The 14,361-nt window shown below is 39.3% G+C and carries 16 protein-coding genes; 11 read left to right on the top strand and 5 right to left on the bottom strand.

Features of this window, described 5'->3' with window-relative positions; all coding sequences use genetic code 11:
- Positions 1–248: 248 nt before the first annotated feature.
- Entirely contained in the window at positions 249–515 is a 267-nt protein-coding gene (locus tag ACZSMY_RS22945) for a hypothetical protein (RefSeq protein WP_042530976.1), read from the bottom strand.
- A gap of 268 nt (positions 516–783) precedes the next feature.
- Between ACZSMY_RS22945 and ACZSMY_RS22940 the strand changes: the two genes are divergently transcribed.
- The 5 genes from ACZSMY_RS22940 (at position 784) to ACZSMY_RS22920 (ending at position 5,636) form a co-directional block, all read left to right on the top strand.
- A complete protein-coding gene (locus tag ACZSMY_RS22940; RefSeq protein WP_374705762.1) occupies positions 784–1,209 on the top strand; it encodes a CotD family spore coat protein in 426 nt (141 codons plus the stop codon).
- Positions 1,210–1,411: 202 nt separating this feature from the next.
- Positions 1,412–2,818 carry an NADP-dependent phosphogluconate dehydrogenase gene (gndA, locus tag ACZSMY_RS22935; RefSeq protein WP_042530979.1) on the top strand — a complete coding sequence of 469 codons (1,407 nt, stop codon included), beginning with the start codon at positions 1,412–1,414 and terminating at the stop codon, positions 2,816–2,818.
- A gap of 134 nt (positions 2,819–2,952) precedes the next feature.
- Entirely contained in the window at positions 2,953–3,636 is a 684-nt protein-coding gene (locus tag ACZSMY_RS22930) for a hypothetical protein (RefSeq protein WP_256705515.1), read from the top strand.
- Positions 3,637–3,731: 95 nt separating this feature from the next.
- Positions 3,732–4,382 (top strand): YdeI/OmpD-associated family protein, encoded by a 651-nt coding sequence (locus ACZSMY_RS22925; protein ID WP_042530983.1) that lies wholly within the window; start codon positions 3,732–3,734, stop codon positions 4,380–4,382.
- 78 nt (positions 4,383–4,460) lie between these two features.
- Complete coding sequence (locus ACZSMY_RS22920) at positions 4,461–5,636, top strand: GNAT family N-acetyltransferase (protein ID WP_465148370.1); 1,176 nt, start codon at positions 4,461–4,463, stop codon at positions 5,634–5,636.
- Between the two features lie 59 nt (positions 5,637–5,695).
- Here ACZSMY_RS22920 and ACZSMY_RS22915 read toward each other — a convergent pair whose 3' ends face one another.
- Positions 5,696–6,556 carry a YihY/virulence factor BrkB family protein gene (locus ACZSMY_RS22915; RefSeq protein ID WP_042535876.1) on the bottom strand — a complete coding sequence of 287 codons (861 nt, stop codon included), beginning with the start codon at positions 6,554–6,556 and terminating at the stop codon, positions 5,696–5,698.
- Positions 6,557–7,127: 571 nt separating this feature from the next.
- On the opposite strand from ACZSMY_RS22915, the gene ACZSMY_RS22910 reads away from it, so the two are divergent.
- Genes ACZSMY_RS22910 through ACZSMY_RS22900 form a run of 3 tightly spaced genes read left to right on the top strand, consistent with a single transcriptional unit; the run spans position 7,128 to position 8,246 of the window.
- Positions 7,128–7,574, top strand: coding sequence for a DUF948 domain-containing protein (locus tag ACZSMY_RS22910; protein WP_042530989.1), 447 nt, complete (start codon positions 7,128–7,130; stop codon positions 7,572–7,574).
- The gene (locus ACZSMY_RS22905) at positions 7,571–8,023 is read left to right on the top strand and encodes a DUF948 domain-containing protein (protein ID WP_042530991.1); all 453 of its coding nucleotides are present in this window, start codon (positions 7,571–7,573) and stop codon (positions 8,021–8,023) included. Before ACZSMY_RS22910 ends, ACZSMY_RS22905 begins: the two co-directional genes overlap by 4 nt.
- The gene (locus tag ACZSMY_RS22900; protein WP_042530993.1) at positions 8,013–8,246 is read left to right on the top strand and encodes a hypothetical protein; all 234 of its coding nucleotides are present in this window, start codon (positions 8,013–8,015) and stop codon (positions 8,244–8,246) included. The genes ACZSMY_RS22905 and ACZSMY_RS22900 overlap by 11 nt, the downstream gene beginning before the upstream one ends.
- Before the next feature lie 43 nt (positions 8,247–8,289).
- Here ACZSMY_RS22900 and ACZSMY_RS22895 read toward each other — a convergent pair whose 3' ends face one another.
- Positions 8,290–8,721, bottom strand: a complete 432-nt coding sequence (locus ACZSMY_RS22895) for a DUF948 domain-containing protein (RefSeq protein ID WP_042530996.1) — start codon at positions 8,719–8,721, stop codon at positions 8,290–8,292.
- A gap of 356 nt (positions 8,722–9,077) precedes the next feature.
- Between ACZSMY_RS22895 and cwlD the strand changes: the two genes are divergently transcribed.
- Complete coding sequence (gene cwlD / locus ACZSMY_RS22890) at positions 9,078–9,806, top strand: N-acetylmuramoyl-L-alanine amidase CwlD (protein WP_042530998.1); 729 nt, start codon at positions 9,078–9,080, stop codon at positions 9,804–9,806.
- Positions 9,807–10,087: 281 nt separating this feature from the next.
- The gene (locus tag ACZSMY_RS22885) at positions 10,088–11,146 is read left to right on the top strand and encodes an Mrp/NBP35 family ATP-binding protein (protein WP_042531000.1); all 1,059 of its coding nucleotides are present in this window, start codon (positions 10,088–10,090) and stop codon (positions 11,144–11,146) included.
- A gap of 75 nt (positions 11,147–11,221) precedes the next feature.
- Here the strand turns inward: ACZSMY_RS22885 and gerD are convergent, their stop codons facing one another.
- Positions 11,222–11,854: a spore germination lipoprotein GerD gene (gerD, locus tag ACZSMY_RS22880; RefSeq protein ID WP_042531002.1), complete on the bottom strand. Its 633-nt coding sequence runs from the start codon at positions 11,852–11,854 to the stop codon at positions 11,222–11,224.
- Positions 11,855–12,126: 272 nt separating this feature from the next.
- Here gerD and ACZSMY_RS22875 point away from each other — a divergent pair, with 272 nt between their 5' ends.
- Entirely contained in the window at positions 12,127–12,780 is a 654-nt protein-coding gene (locus ACZSMY_RS22875; RefSeq protein WP_193064229.1) for a KinB-signaling pathway activation protein, read from the top strand.
- A 250-nt stretch (positions 12,781–13,030) separates the two neighbouring features.
- Here ACZSMY_RS22875 and pdaB read toward each other — a convergent pair whose 3' ends face one another.
- Positions 13,031–13,786 carry a polysaccharide deacetylase family sporulation protein PdaB gene (gene pdaB, locus ACZSMY_RS22870; RefSeq protein WP_256705517.1) on the bottom strand — a complete coding sequence of 252 codons (756 nt, stop codon included), beginning with the start codon at positions 13,784–13,786 and terminating at the stop codon, positions 13,031–13,033.
- Between the last annotated feature and the right edge of the window lie 575 nt (positions 13,787–14,361).

Below are 14,361 nucleotides of genomic sequence, written 5' to 3'. Positions count from 1 at the left end.
ATTGAATGCGCCATCACCTGCTGCAACGTGCTCGATTGAAATAGGAAAGGAAATTGCAAAGCGTTTTAACCAAAAAATGCTGGCGGTAACCTGAAAGGTATCTTTCGATAGTTTACACTTTTGATTTGGAAACAAACAAACCCCAGGATGTCTTCTATTATTTGAACGGAAGACATTCTGGGATTTTTGTTTAAGCAATATTTTCACAGCCGGACTTGCTGTAATTCCTCCGATGGAGGCAGCCAATCTTATGCTTTTGGACGTGTACGAGACCAGGAAATAGCTGTCATTATAATCAGAACAATGACGGAACTGATAAAGGCAGCCAGACTGATATTGCCGATAAGAGCGGCATCTTCCCCCTCAAAGAAATAACTGATAAAGATAGAAATAAGGCTGATTGAACTGACAACCATCGGTGGAACAATCCGTTTCTCTTTCACAAATATACTTATTAATATGAGAATAGCGGCAACGCCAAGCATGATTGGTAAGTATCCTGTTAAAAATTCCATTATATCACTCCAGTAACTGAACTAAATATGACGCTTCTATTGTATAAAGTTTCCCGATTTTGGATGTAATTAATCTGACACTTTTATCCTAATCCCTCTCTCATACAAAGAACAGGAGAATAAAGCTCTCTGTTCCTTTTTAGAATCGCCACTTAAATAAGAATCCAAGAGAAATTCCTGAAAAATAGGTTATTATATCAAACCGAGTACGGGGGGGACACATAGTCTATAGAGAAAGATTAAAGAAATGGAAAGGAGGTCCTTTACGGTGAGAGGTAGTAACAAACATCATCAAGGACAATTTAATCAAGGCTGGGGGAACCAAAATCAACAGGTACAAGGAGCTTCTATGAATGGGATGAATGGGAATTGCAATGGAATGCCACAGCAAATGCCAATGCAGCAAATGCCGCAGCAACAAATGCAGCCAGAATACTGTGCACCACAAGTATCACCTACACAACAAGGCCCAACACAAGTATCTCCAACAAAGCAATACGTTAAAACAAACGTTTCTAATACTGAGGTAAAGCATGTCCATCCTAGTCACACTACAAATGTTAATAAGCATATGACAACACACAAACACTATTTCCCTCATACAGAATCTGTTGTAAATGATATTAAAGAACAGCATGTTATGTGCGGAAAGCCGCATCATCCTTGTCCGCCGCAAGGCCCTTGCGGATGCTAAGGAGCTTTGTGTGTAACTAGAAAAATCATCGATTCGCAGTTTGATGTGATGCTGCGGATTGGTGATTTTTCTCTGTCAAAAAATCGGCCAAGTTATCATAGTATTGAGAAAAAATAGCGTGGGACTTGGTTTCTTTAGAAGAAATCCGTTATAATAGGAAAAGGTTCATTTTAAATTTTTAGGCAGAGAGGATCGAGTATATATGAAGCAAGAGATTGGTGTTATTGGCTTAGCTGTTATGGGTAAAAATATTGCATTAAATATAGAAAGCCGTGGCTTCGCTGTATCTGTTTTCAACCGTACCTACCAGAAAACAGAAGAATTTATGGCAAACGAAGCAAAAGGGAAGAACTTCTATGGTGCCGAAACGATTGAAGATTTTGTTCAATCTTTAGAGAAGCCCCGCAGAATAATGCTTATGGTGAAAGCTGGACCAGCGACAGATGCAACGATCGCATCCCTGCAGCCATACTTAGAAGACGGCGACGTGTTGATTGATGGAGGAAATACACTTTATGAAAATACGATGCGCCGTAATGAGGAATTAGATAAAACCGGTATCCATTTCATTGGAACTGGTGTATCCGGCGGGGAAGAAGGCGCATTAAAAGGACCTTCTATGATGCCTGGCGGACAAAAAGAAGCATATGATTTAGTTGCTCCAATCTTTGAAGCAATTTCTGCTAAAGTAGATGGCGAACCATGTGTAACGTATATCGGACCAAATGGTGCAGGACATTTTGTGAAAATGGTTCATAATGGAATTGAATATGGAGATATGCAGTTAATCGCTGAAGCATATGATTTAATGAAGAATGTGGTCGGCTTAGATGCAAAAGAATTGCATGAAGTGTTTAAAGAGTGGAATAAAGGAGAGCTAGACAGCTTTCTAATTGAAATTACAGCAGATATTTTCACAAAAGTGGATGAGGAAACGGGCAAACCGTTAGTGGAAGTGATCCTTGATAAAGCGGGCCAAAAAGGTACTGGAAAATGGACAAGCAAAAATGCCCTGGACTTAGGTGTGCCGCTTCCATTAATTACAGAGTCTGTATTTGCACGTTTTATTTCTTCCTTAAAAGACGAGCGCGTAAAAGCAAGCAAAGTGTTCTCCGGTCCTGCTAAAACGGAAGTATCTGAGAGCAAAGAAGAGCTTGTGGAAGCAATTCGTCAGGCGCTTTACATGAGTAAAATTGTTTCTTACGCACAGGGCTTTGCGCAAATGCGTGCAGCGTCTGAAGAAAACAATTGGGACTTGAAATATGGCGATATCGCAATGATTTGGCGCGGCGGATGTATTATCCGTGCAAACTTCCTGCAAAAAATCAAAGAAGCATATGATCGCGATGGAGATCTGCCAAACCTGATGCTCGATCCATACTTCAAAGAGATTGTTGAAGGATATCAAGCGTCTCTTCGTAAGGTTGTTTCTTTAGCTGTGCAGCATGGTGTTGCTGTACCGACGTTCGCGAGTGCGATTGCTTACTATGACAGCTATCGTTCAGAGGACCTGCCAGCTAACTTAATCCAGGCGCAGCGCGATTATTTCGGTGCGCATACGTATGAGCGTAAGGATAAAGATGGTGTATTCCATTCACAATGGTTTTAATGAATTTGTGAGAAAGATGTTTGATTTTTAATAATGCTATGATGTCCCGGAGTCAATTGGTTGATTCCGGGACTTTTTAATATCACTCCGTGTAAAGTAAGCAGCATGAAAAAATAAGATGGGGCGGGATAACGATGAGAAAAAGAATGGGATGTTTACACGCTCATTACTCCAATATAAAATATTTGGATGATGTACTTTCCGAATTTAATATCGAATTGATTCATTTTGTTGATCCTGCATTAATGTATCGAGTTACTTCTGATGAAAAATTCCAAGAATCCGACGCTCAAAAGAAAGTCAATGAACAAATAGCGTGGATGGCTCAATGTGATGTCGATGCCATCCTTATTACTTGTACAAATTATATAGGCCTTTTAAAGAAAGACCAGCTCTCTATAGCTGTGCCGATTATAAAAATCGATGAACCTTTTTTTGATTCCATTTGCCAGATAGATCAGCCTCAGGTTATTCTTTTTTCAAACCCTGCAACTGTTAAAGGGACGATGGAACGTCTGAAGCAGCATGCAGATTGTCATCAGCAACCGTTAGATATAGAAGTTAAAATTATCTATGATACTTTTGACTTGATCATGCAGGGGATGAAAAAAGAATATAATCAAAAAATTTCCGAGTTCTTAAATCAAATGACAAAGGATAATAATAAAATTATTTCTGTTGCGCAATTATCTATGGTTGAGGCATCCCGGCAGGTGGAGGGTAATTCATCGAAGCCGATTATTAACCCGTTAGATACACTCGTATCCTTTATGGTTGAACATTTGAAATTAGAGAAAAATGATAATGTGCTTTACTGAATAGAAAAGAACGAGAACACCGTATTTGCCCATCAATATGCTTTCTTGATTCTTGGTAAAAATGATATATTTACATAAGGCAGGGAGTGAATATTATGTCAATTATAGATAAATTAAAGCTTCATAAATACAACAGTATGGCTGTTATTAATCAGCCGAATGACTATGGTGTATTCACGGAATCAAATCAAGCATTGCAACAAGAGCATGATGCGATATTTATTTTTGTAGAAACGTTGGATGAGATGATTACATATACAAATCAAATTTTAGAGCAGCAATTACTGCTTCCCAAAGGATATTTATTTTTTGCCTACCCTAAAAAGGGAAATAAGCGGTATACAACCTCTATCCATAGAGATGAGATTTTCCCCGCTATGAAGGTGGACGAAGAAGGGTATGTGTCAGGAAGTGATCTGAAATTTGCCCGTATGGTAAGTATGGATGACGTGTTTACCGTAATTGGCTTAAAACGCGAGAAGCAAAAAGAGAAGAAATCCGCCTCGTCGAGCCAGCGCGTAGCAGATTATGCCGAGAATGTGAAAGATATTGAAGCGTTATTGGCAGCATTTCCTGAGGTGCTTTCATTTTATCAGAGTCTGACACCTGGCTATCAAAAAGACTGGGCGCGCTATCTTTTTTCCGCGAAACAGCAAAAAACACGTGACAAGCGTAAACAGCAAATGCTTGATATTTTGTCTCAAGGGTATAAATCGATTGATTTGTACCGCCAGCAGAAGAAATAATTGGCTTTAAAAGAGGAATCGCCCGTATCATTTTCACTGAATGAAGTTTCATTTTATCCGTCAAAGAGGAGGACTGTTATGATTAAACAAATTCCAGTAACCAATGATGAAATTTATGATCTGTCCGCTTTTGCCTTTCAAGTTACACCCGCACCAGGAGAAATAGAAAAGAAAAAAGAAGCAAAAAAGAATGAAACAGTTTGGGGCTGGGTGGAAGGAGAAAATCTTGCTGCAAAGGTCCATCTGATTCCATTGGAAACACGTATCCATGGCAAGGTTATCAAAACAGGGGGCATTGCCTCTGTGGCAACTTGGCCGGAGTATCGGAGGAAAGGAGCTGTTCGGCAGCTGCTTATCCACGTTCTAGGTGAAATGAAAAAAGCAGGTTATCTTGTTTCTTATTTGGCGCCATTCAGTGTCCCGTTTTACCGGAAGTTTGGCTGGGAAATGACCATCAATGAAATGCAGTTTACAATTCCAATGGAACATGTGCCTAAATACAAGGATATAACAGGCTGTGTGCGTCGGATGAAAAAGGGTGAAGAAGCGATTTTAAAAGAGGTTTATCATGCTTATACCGAACAGTATACAGGGATGCTGGTACGCGATAATCATTGGTGGGAGCACAAGATTTTCAGTAAAGAAGAATTAATTACAGTGATTAGTTATGATGATGCGGGCAAGGCAGACGGATATGTCCGTTATCAGGTAAAGAATAGTAAGCTGGACATCGATGAATGGGCTGCGGTTACCCCGGAAAGTAAAAAGCGGCTGCTGCAGTTTATTGCTAATCATGATTCAATGGCAAAGGAAGTACAGATGACACTGCCGGATGATGATTTATTTCCGCTTTTTCTGGAAGAGCCGAGAGCAAAGCAAGAACAAAAGCCATATTTTATGACAAGAGTTGTTGATGTAGAAGCCTTTCTAAAGGTATATCCATTTTTGACGCCGGCAGAAAAGGAAGAAAGCTTTAGATTGAAAGTGGAAGATGGCGTTTTGGAAGAAAACAGTGGCGTTTATCAGATTTATTTTCAAAACGGATCACATTATGCAGAAAAAACAGAGGAGACGGCAGGAGAGAATGTGACAGCATCGGTGACAATTCAACAATTAATGATGATTTTGTTAGGGAAACAAACCTTGGAGCAGCTTTACCAGCAGGCGTTTATCTCAGGTGAATTAAAAAATATGATAAAGCTGGATACGTATCTCCCTAAGAAAAAACACCCGTATCTTGCAGACTTTTTCTAAACCATCATAAAAACCAAAGCCGATCCTCTATATCAAGAAGACCGACTTTGGTTTTTTCATTAGACTTCCTTGCTGCTTGCCGTTTCTTTTTTGGCTTCTGTAGCATCATCTATTTTTTTCTGGTGATACATACTATTTAATAACGCGCCTACCAGAAGAATAATACCTGTTAAGAAGAACCAGATCATCAGAATGATAATTCCTCCAAGACTTCCATACGTTGCAGAGTAATTGCCGAAGTTAGATACATAAATGGAAAAAGCAAAAGAGCTTACCAGCCATAAAATACTTGCTGTTAATGTTCCAGGTAAAATATGGCGGAAAGGAAGCCGTTTATTGGGCGCAAAACGATATAAGCCGAGTAAAATAATGGTAACAATTACAATGACCATCACTAAACGTGAGATTTGCAGAATAAACCCGGTGCCTTCGCTGATGCCGATAAAGGAAATCAAGAAATTGATAATAGCATCTCCGAATACAAGCAAAATGATAGATGAAATGGCCGCTAACAGTACGCCGATAGTCAGCAGGATAGCTATTCCGCGGGCTTTAATAAATGATCTGGTTTCTTCCACTTCAAATGCTTGATTGGATACCTTAATGAAAGCATTGATTCCGTTGGATGCAGACCAGATTGTACCTAAAATCCCGACAGTCAATAATCCGCCGCGGGGGGTCTCTACCAAGCTGATAATATTTTCTTCAAAGGTTGCTGCAAGCTCTTGCGGTAAGATGGAGCCGAGGAACCCGACAGCATCTTCCGGGCTTATGTTAAAATAAGGGATAATTGCAAAGCCAACGATAAGAAGCGGGAAGACGGCTAATAGAAAATAATAAGCAAGCGCAGCTGCAAGTAATGTCGTATTATTTTCGGTGAAACGTTTCATAAAATCTTTGCCGAATTGTTTAATATCCATAGTCGCCTCCAATAAAATTTTTTCATACCTTTCCATTTTAGAGGGAGTCCCTGAAAAATGGAATAAATATATCCATAACGATTAGGGAAAGATGAAGGTATGTAAATTCTATACCCAAAAATGAAGAGATGTAATCTTGGTAAATGGGAAATAAGATAACTTTCTGTACGTATGACAGAAGACGAACACCAGCCTTGATGATTTTCATCACCGCAGGAAGATTGTCTGGGGAGGCGTTTGTTTGCCTGAAGAGTTGTGCGTCAGTGGGCAAAGAATTTGAAGAAAATACCATGTACTTGTATGACTCCCTTTAACGAATGCCGGGTTTTCTGATATTATAAAGAAGAAACGTTTTATTTATTTTGGCAGGTGGTATAATATTGTTTAAAGAGGCTATTCAAAAAGTCTGATTGAAAAAATTGAGAAATATGGGCGGCAATCGAAGAGAATCGGCAAGGCCATTTGGTCCTTTTGAACAAGCAGGAGCCGGGTGCAGCTGTTCTTAGATAAGAAATATTCAAGCCCAAACTTATACGCGCTTATATTTTGAAGAAGGAGGGGTTTTTTACATATGCCTATTATTTCCGTAGGGATTTTACTTGTTGCTATCGCGTTTGCGGTCGTGTGTTGTTATATAGCCTTTATGTTAAATCGGCTTACGTATAATATTCGTTCGCTCGGCAAATCAGTCGTAAAAATGGAAGAAGAAATGAATCACATCACACCTGAAATTTCGAAATCCTTACAAGAAGTGAACCATTTAATTGATGATACGCACGAGAAGCTGCAGGCAACAGACAGTGTCTTTGGGTCTTTAGAAGATGTAGGCACCTCTGTCCAGAGCTTAAATGAAGCTTATAAAGTGAAACGACAAGCATTGGATGATGCGAAATTGGAAGAAAAATTAAATCTGGCAATGAAAGGTATCACGTGGAGTGAAGCTGCGATGCAGATTTATAAAAGTTACCAGGCAGGTAAAACAAATAAAGTCAACCAGACGAGGGAGGAAGTAAAATGACATTAATCGGAGTCGGCGTCATTATTATTGGAGTCGCAAGTGTTATTTTAGCTATTTTTATTGCTCATTTATTAAATAACTTAGCAAGTGTATTAAGCGGCGTCGATAAGACAGTACAGCAATTACCGGAGCAAATGGATGGTATTTTAAAAGAGACAACAAGTATTATGCATGAAAGTAACCAGGCTTTAGCTGATATTAATAACAAGATGGAGCAGCTGAGCCCGCTGTTTTATATCGTTGGTGATGTTGGGAATGCAACACGGAAGCTATCTTCTTCCTTAGTGGATGTAACCGATTCTGTAAAAACAAAAACAGAAGTTGGTCAGGAAGTTTCCGGTAAAAACAACTTAGGCGGCGTGTATGGCGGAGTTGCCCTTGGTTATTATTGGTTAAAGAAAAAGCGGGATTTAAAACGCGAGAAACGGGCATATACCCATGAGCAATAAAGGATCTAAAACGGGTATCGTTGTCAGTTCAGCTGTTGGTGCTGTATTAGGCTGGGCAGCAAGTTCTTATGTAGATAAGAAACGAAATTTAGAAGAAAATCCGTCATTATTAACTCGTCTGCGTGATTTTGAACAGCGTCTGTATCATGATGGTTTTCAAAAATCGACAGAGCTTCAGGAGATACGGCAGGAAGTAGAAAATAGAATTGCAGAAGAAAAGTAAAAAAAACGCTTGGAACCTTTGTTCCAAGCGTTTTTGAATGGAGCTACTTTCTGTTCTGTTTTACAAGAAAATATCCAATAGTAGCTAAGCCATAAATGCCTTGCAAATTTTTATTGGCTATCGTCATATTTGCTTCTTCTGTAGTTTCCTGTAATTGATTTGCTGTTTTAAGTACAGACGACGACAGGTTGTGTGTAGCTCGTCCTGCATCACCAACTAAGTAGAATAAAGGAGATAATTCCTTGATTTGTTGATTCACTTGCTGCAAGGTTTCATTTCCTGTTTTAAGGACATCTGTTATTTGCGAGGTGATGCCTTCTACTTGCTCCGGCAGTTGATCCGTTGTTTTTTGAGCACTTGCGATGAGTTTGCCCGCCCCTCCTAATTTTAGAAAAAGAAAAGCAGCTACCGCCAATAAACCAAGTCCAATCAGAACAGCTCCAATACCTAATACAATTAATATCCAATCAGCCATAATCATACCTCCGAATCATTATTCCTAAATATACAATATCACATGAGGAACAGTTTCAAACATTTATTTTTATTTTAGCATACTACAAAAGATAAGTCATAAACCTAAGGATGCGCCCATAAATTTTAATAAAGGCTTTGGCAGTTTATATTCCTTAACGTTTGTACATGCTGTAGGAAACAGCTTTGTAATAGCAGAACGTGTGAAGAATCCGTTTTTCTCAGATTAGCTTGAGACAGCGGCTGCTCGTCCCGGTAAAAGGTTACTAACATGTATTATTGCCATCCTTATATCGACTATTTCTGGATAGTGCCAAAATACATCCCTGAAGATGGGAACGAAAGGAACGAGACAATATGTCTAAAAAGAAAAAGCAGGCCTTCTGGTTTCTTGGTTTATTATTACTTATTTTCTTATTACAGTATCCCACCAAACAAGCAATTAATTCTTCTAATTCTACGTGGTCGATGCCGTTAAACGGAAAAGTGATTGTTATTGATCCGGGGCACGGCGGACCAGATGGCGGCGCGGTAGGATCAGACGGCACCGTTGAAAAAGATATTGCACTGTCTGTAGCTAAAATTGTGCAGTCTTATTTGATGCAGCATGGTGCGATTGTTCATTTGACGCGTGAAGAGGATGTGGATCTGGCAGCGGAGGGGACAAGCGGTCTGGCTAATCGTAAATCAGAGGATATACGAAATCGATTAGCGTTTATTCAGGAGAAAGAAGCTGAGTTTTTTATTTCCATCCATTTAAATGCATTACCTGATTCCCAGTGGCATGGGGCTCAGACCTTTTATTACCCAAGGTTTGAGGAGGGAGAACATCTGGCGACAATGATTCAGGAGGAAATTATCCGTAATTTAGAAAATACGGATAGACAGCCCCTTGCGATTGACCAAATGTATTTATTAAAGCATGCAGAGGTTCCTGGTGCGTTAGTAGAGATTGGTTTTTTATCGAATGAGGTAGAACGGGAGCTATTAAAAGATGATACGTATCAGAGACAAATGGCGGCTAGTATTTATGAAGGAATCTTGCGTTACGTTACGGAAGAACCGCAGGCAGAGGAAAGTGAGTAAACAGTGCCAGGATGACGATGGCTTTTTAACTTTGACCCGTGAAGAGGCTTTGGCAGATGTCAGGTCTTTTTTATGGATAAATACTATCGCAGCATGAGCGTCCGTAATTTCTCCAACGAGGGACAGAAAAGAAATGTAAATAATAGATGGAGAAAAACGGACGCTGCATTTCCTGATTAACTCAAGCTAACATTCAGTTGGTTAAAGAGCAAACCAACTGAATGAAGTTTCGTTTTATGTTATACTTGCACTTGGACAGATTCATAAGGGATGGTGAAAATATGTTAACACAAGAAGAGGTTATTGAGTTACTCAGCTCTATAAAGGATCCTTTTTTACATAGAAACTTGAAGGAATTGAACGCGATTACTTCTGTTACCATTAAGGAAGAGAAGAAGCATGTCAGTGTCAAGGTTGGAATTTCCAAGATGAATACTGGCGAGCAGATGCAGATGCAGCAAGAAATTGTTGGTGTTTTAAAACGGAATGGTGCCAATACAGTTGGTCTCCGATTTGAACAGCTTCCTGATGAAACAGTGAAGAAATATCAGTCTGAAGCAGAAAAAGAAAAAGAAGAAACGCTGATCAGCGGCGCCACTAATACACAATTTATCGCCGTGGCAAGTGGAAAAGGCGGTGTTGGTAAATCAACTGTAACCGTTAACTTAGCTGTTTCCTTGATGCGTCTAGGCAAAAAAGTAGGAATAATTGATGCAGATATTTATGGCTTTAGTGTACCGGATATGATGGGCATCGAGGAAAGACCAGTCGTTCGCGGAGAAAAGATTATTCCTGTTGAGCGCTTTGGTGTCAAAGTCGTCTCCATGGGATTCTTTGTGGAAGATAATTCGCCAATTATCTGGCGCGGACCGATGCTCGGGAAAATGTTAAACAGCTTTTTCACAGAAGTAGAGTGGGGAGAATTAGATTATCTATTGCTTGATTTACCACCTGGAACAGGCGATATCGCAATGGATGTCCATGAACTCTTACCATCTTGTAAAGAGGTTATTGTAACAACACCTCATCCGACCGCAGCTTTTGTAGCGGCTCGTGCGGGACAAATGGCTCTGAAAACAGATCATGAAATCCTTGGTGTTGTGGAGAATATGGCATATTTTGAAAGCAAGAAAACCGGTGAGAAGGAATATGTTTTCGGAAAAGGCGGAGGTAAGAAGCTTGCCGATGTTTTGAAAACAAAGGTTCTTGGTCAATTGTCACTACAACAGCCGTATGAAGAAGAGGATGAATTCGCGCCGTCTGTTTACCAGGAGGACCATCCAAATGGCAAAGAGTATCATAAGGTAGCTGCCAAAATCATTGCGAAATTAGAGGAATAGGGGTGCAAACAAACGGGGTGTCTGTTTAGATAAACAGCACCCTATTTGTTTTAGAGAAATGCATGCAGTAATTCCTTAACCGGATGAATTTGCGCCTTCGTTTTCGTTTTTCTTTTCTTCTTTATTCTCTTCGGAATTTCCGCTATTTTCTCCACCACCGCCGGAAGCGTTTTGCTTGGCAGCTTCTTTTAATGCCTGATCTATCTTTTCCTGAAATAATGGAGATTGAAACGCTTCTTGAATTGTTTTCTCCAAATGAGCACGGAATGCTTGGCTCGTCATGATAGAAAGCATTTGCTCATCCACCTTAGGGTTATTTAATATCTCAATCATTTGCTCTTGAAACTGACTATCATGCATCAGGTCCTTCATCAGGTTCTTTTGTTCTGCGGAGATGGATTTCGCATAAGTTTGTATGAATTCAGGGTCTTGGAACATTTTTTTCCAGTTTTCCTTGCTGTCTTCAGATGATAAAGCTTTTGTAACTGCCTCTTTTACTTCATCCGATTCAATAACCACGCTTTCCTGCAGTTCGTCATCGTTTAGTATATCCTTTAACGCTTTTTTGCCTTCCTCAGTCTGCAGGATATCGACAACCATTCGTTTCGTGGTTTCGTATTCTGCTTCACGGGATTCATCATTATTTCCACAAGCAGAGATAAAGCAAAACAATAGGAGTAGAAATAGAATGGACAGGTGACGTTTCATAATATACGCTCCTTTCTTCATGGAATCAGAAAGTATACCTTTTTCATGAATTTATTTTCAGGTTGGGATTACATTAGCTTGGCCTCAGGTGCCAAAAATCAACATTTTCCGCAATAATCATGTGTTTCAGTCGTTGATACTTCTTCAGTGATAAGAATATAATCTACACTCTTAATATGTTTGATAATTTAACAAAATATACACAAGCAATGAAGAAAAATAGGTCACTTCATGATAAAATACCAGTGGTTACTTCTTTAGGGGGTGAAGAATTGAACACAAGAATATTGGTTAATTTCTTTTGGAAAGCATTCTGGCTTGGCGGGCTTGCTGGATTAATTGCGAGCTTTTTTATACGGCCGGAGGAATATCTTACATATATGTCTCCGTTTGATGCAATGGAGTTATTTGGGGTATTTGTTTTCTTTTTAGGGCTTGGCCTGACTTTTGCGGCGGTAAGTATGACAGGTTTCTTTGCATATTTATTTGTGAATCGGATGGGGCTGAATGTTTTTAAAGGATACTGGCCTACTGTGCAGGTTGGTTTGATTATTTTTATTTTATTTGATCTGGTCTATTTTCCATATCGCGCCACAGATGGAGAGGTAGCAATTTATTGGTTTATATTGATTGCTGCTGCGATGCTTTTGATTGGCTGGATTGTAGCAAAGATAAAAGCAAAAGGGACGAATTCGACAGCTTTTATTCCAGCACTTTTTTTCATGGTTGTTTTTACAACTGTCGAATGGGTTCCCGGCTTAATGGTAGATGGTACAGATTATGCCTGGTTAATGGTTGTTCCGCTATTAGTATGCAACACCTACCAGATGTTAACGCTGCATCGCTTGCCTTTTGTGGAAAAAGAACCGAAAAAGGAGCAAAAATCGGCATCAAATCCAAAAAAAGGGCAAACGAAGAAAGCGTAAGTCTCAGAGCCCTTCCTTACCATGGAAGAGCTCTGTCAGCTTGCTTTATCTGATTTATGTAAAAGTATGCCGAAGCTGTTTCTTCTATATGATAAAAAGACAGCTCCTCTTCAGATAATGAGGGGAGCTGCCTTTCACGTTTACGTCTGTGTTGATAATTTATATTTAAAAGACCGGCTCATCGCCTAAGTCTAAATTTGTGAATGAAATTCCTTATGAAAGAGGAAGAATTGAGAAATGGAAACAAGGATTAATCAATAAGTTCCGTATCTGCTTTTGCCTGGTTGACCATTTCCGATATAGTAATTAAACCATACCCTTTGTTTTTCAAGCCGGGAAGAACTGTCTCTAAAGCTTCGGCAGTCTGTTTGGCGCTATCAGAAGCGTGCAGCAGGATGATATCACCATTTTCTGTTTGCTCCATGACTTCATCAATAATTGATTCTACTCCGGGATTCTCCCAATCATCCGGGTTGACATTCCAATGAATAACCTGAAATTGCATACTTTCTGCCAATTCGATGATTTCTTCATTCAGATGGCCATGAGGTGTGCGGAGAAGGCGAATATCTTCATACCCCAATTTATCCATAACCTCTTGTGCTTTTATTAAATCTTGTCTTATTTGTTCTGGTTCCTGATCTAAATAACTTTTATAACGATAGCCGAGCAGCCCAATTTCATGTGTGCCTTCAGAAATTGCTTCTAATAAATCCGGATGACGTTCCGCCCATTCTCCGCTGACGAAAAAGGTAGCTTGTACTTCTTCTTTCTCCAGTACTTCAAGAATGCTTTCTACTTTTTCCTCTCCCCAACTGATATTGAAGGTGACGGCAACATCTTCTAAATCTTCATTCCCTTTTGAAAGAGCAGCAGGCTCATCCTTCGTGAACATAGCCATAATAGAAGGGGTTTGCGTCCAAATAAGAATGGCTGCTGCTAAAACAATCACGGTGCTTAATATAATTTTCTTCCGGTTCAAACGAATTGTGTAGAAGTGATTCACTTTTGTTCCTCCTTTTTTAATGTAGTACAACCCATGACAAGCATTTGTAGTAGTGCGAAATAATTCGTTCTAGTTTATGTATATGTTCTGTTTATAGAGATATGTACAAGCTTGCAATATTCTTTTAAAGACAATTGGTATCCAGAGGAGCAGCGGATGTGTTGGCGAAGGAAAGAAACGGCAAGTTATATATGGTATAGGTATATTTTGCAGAGATAATGTTAAAATTGAGAGGAGACAGAAGGAGCTTTTTGTGGTTACTTGTTTCACCAAAACTATTACTGATGAAACATTCCGGCTAAAAGCGTTGTAATTATGTATCACATTTACTGATTGTGACTGGAACTGTTCATCCTGATTAAAATGACGATGCTCAGTCTGCGGTTTTACAATCATTTTTACATAGAAAATAGAAAAAGTGATTTGTTTAGTCATTTTTTTATAAAAAGGTATTGCCCTTCTCTATTTTCTATGGTATATTAATTTTTGTTGTCGGAAGCAAACGAAATAAAGCGAAATTATTTCGACAAAATACTTAAAAAAAAGTGTTGACAACAAAAACGAAACATGATAAA

The sequence above is a fragment of the Oceanobacillus sp. B139/18 genome (assembly GCF_055524595.1).
This window is presented reverse-complemented; position numbering and strand designations above follow the sequence as displayed.

Bases quoted from the DNA above. Each gene is read 5' to 3' on its own strand.
- ACZSMY_RS22945 (WP_042530976.1), bottom strand. From the start codon at position 515: ATGGAATTTTTAACAGGATACTTACCAATCATGCTTGGCGTTGCCGCT.
- gndA (WP_042530979.1), top strand. From the start codon at position 1,412: ATGAAGCAAGAGATTGGTGTTATTGGCTTAGCTGTTATGGGTAAAAAT.
- ACZSMY_RS22930 (WP_256705515.1), top strand. From the start codon at position 2,953: ATGAGAAAAAGAATGGGATGTTTACACGCTCATTACTCCAATATAAAA.
- ACZSMY_RS22925 (WP_042530983.1), top strand. From the start codon at position 3,732: ATGTCAATTATAGATAAATTAAAGCTTCATAAATACAACAGTATGGCT.
- ACZSMY_RS22920 (WP_465148370.1), top strand. From the start codon at position 4,461: ATGATTAAACAAATTCCAGTAACCAATGATGAAATTTATGATCTGTCC.
- ACZSMY_RS22915 (WP_042535876.1), bottom strand. From the start codon at position 6,556: ATGGATATTAAACAATTCGGCAAAGATTTTATGAAACGTTTCACCGAA.
- ACZSMY_RS22910 (WP_042530989.1), top strand. From the start codon at position 7,128: ATGCCTATTATTTCCGTAGGGATTTTACTTGTTGCTATCGCGTTTGCG.
- ACZSMY_RS22905 (WP_042530991.1), top strand. From the start codon at position 7,571: ATGACATTAATCGGAGTCGGCGTCATTATTATTGGAGTCGCAAGTGTT.
- ACZSMY_RS22900 (WP_042530993.1), top strand. From the start codon at position 8,013: ATGAGCAATAAAGGATCTAAAACGGGTATCGTTGTCAGTTCAGCTGTT.
- ACZSMY_RS22895 (WP_042530996.1), bottom strand. From the start codon at position 8,721: ATGGCTGATTGGATATTAATTGTATTAGGTATTGGAGCTGTTCTGATT.
- cwlD (WP_042530998.1), top strand. From the start codon at position 9,078: ATGTCTAAAAAGAAAAAGCAGGCCTTCTGGTTTCTTGGTTTATTATTA.
- ACZSMY_RS22885 (WP_042531000.1), top strand. From the start codon at position 10,088: ATGTTAACACAAGAAGAGGTTATTGAGTTACTCAGCTCTATAAAGGAT.
- gerD (WP_042531002.1), bottom strand. From the start codon at position 11,854: ATGAAACGTCACCTGTCCATTCTATTTCTACTCCTATTGTTTTGCTTT.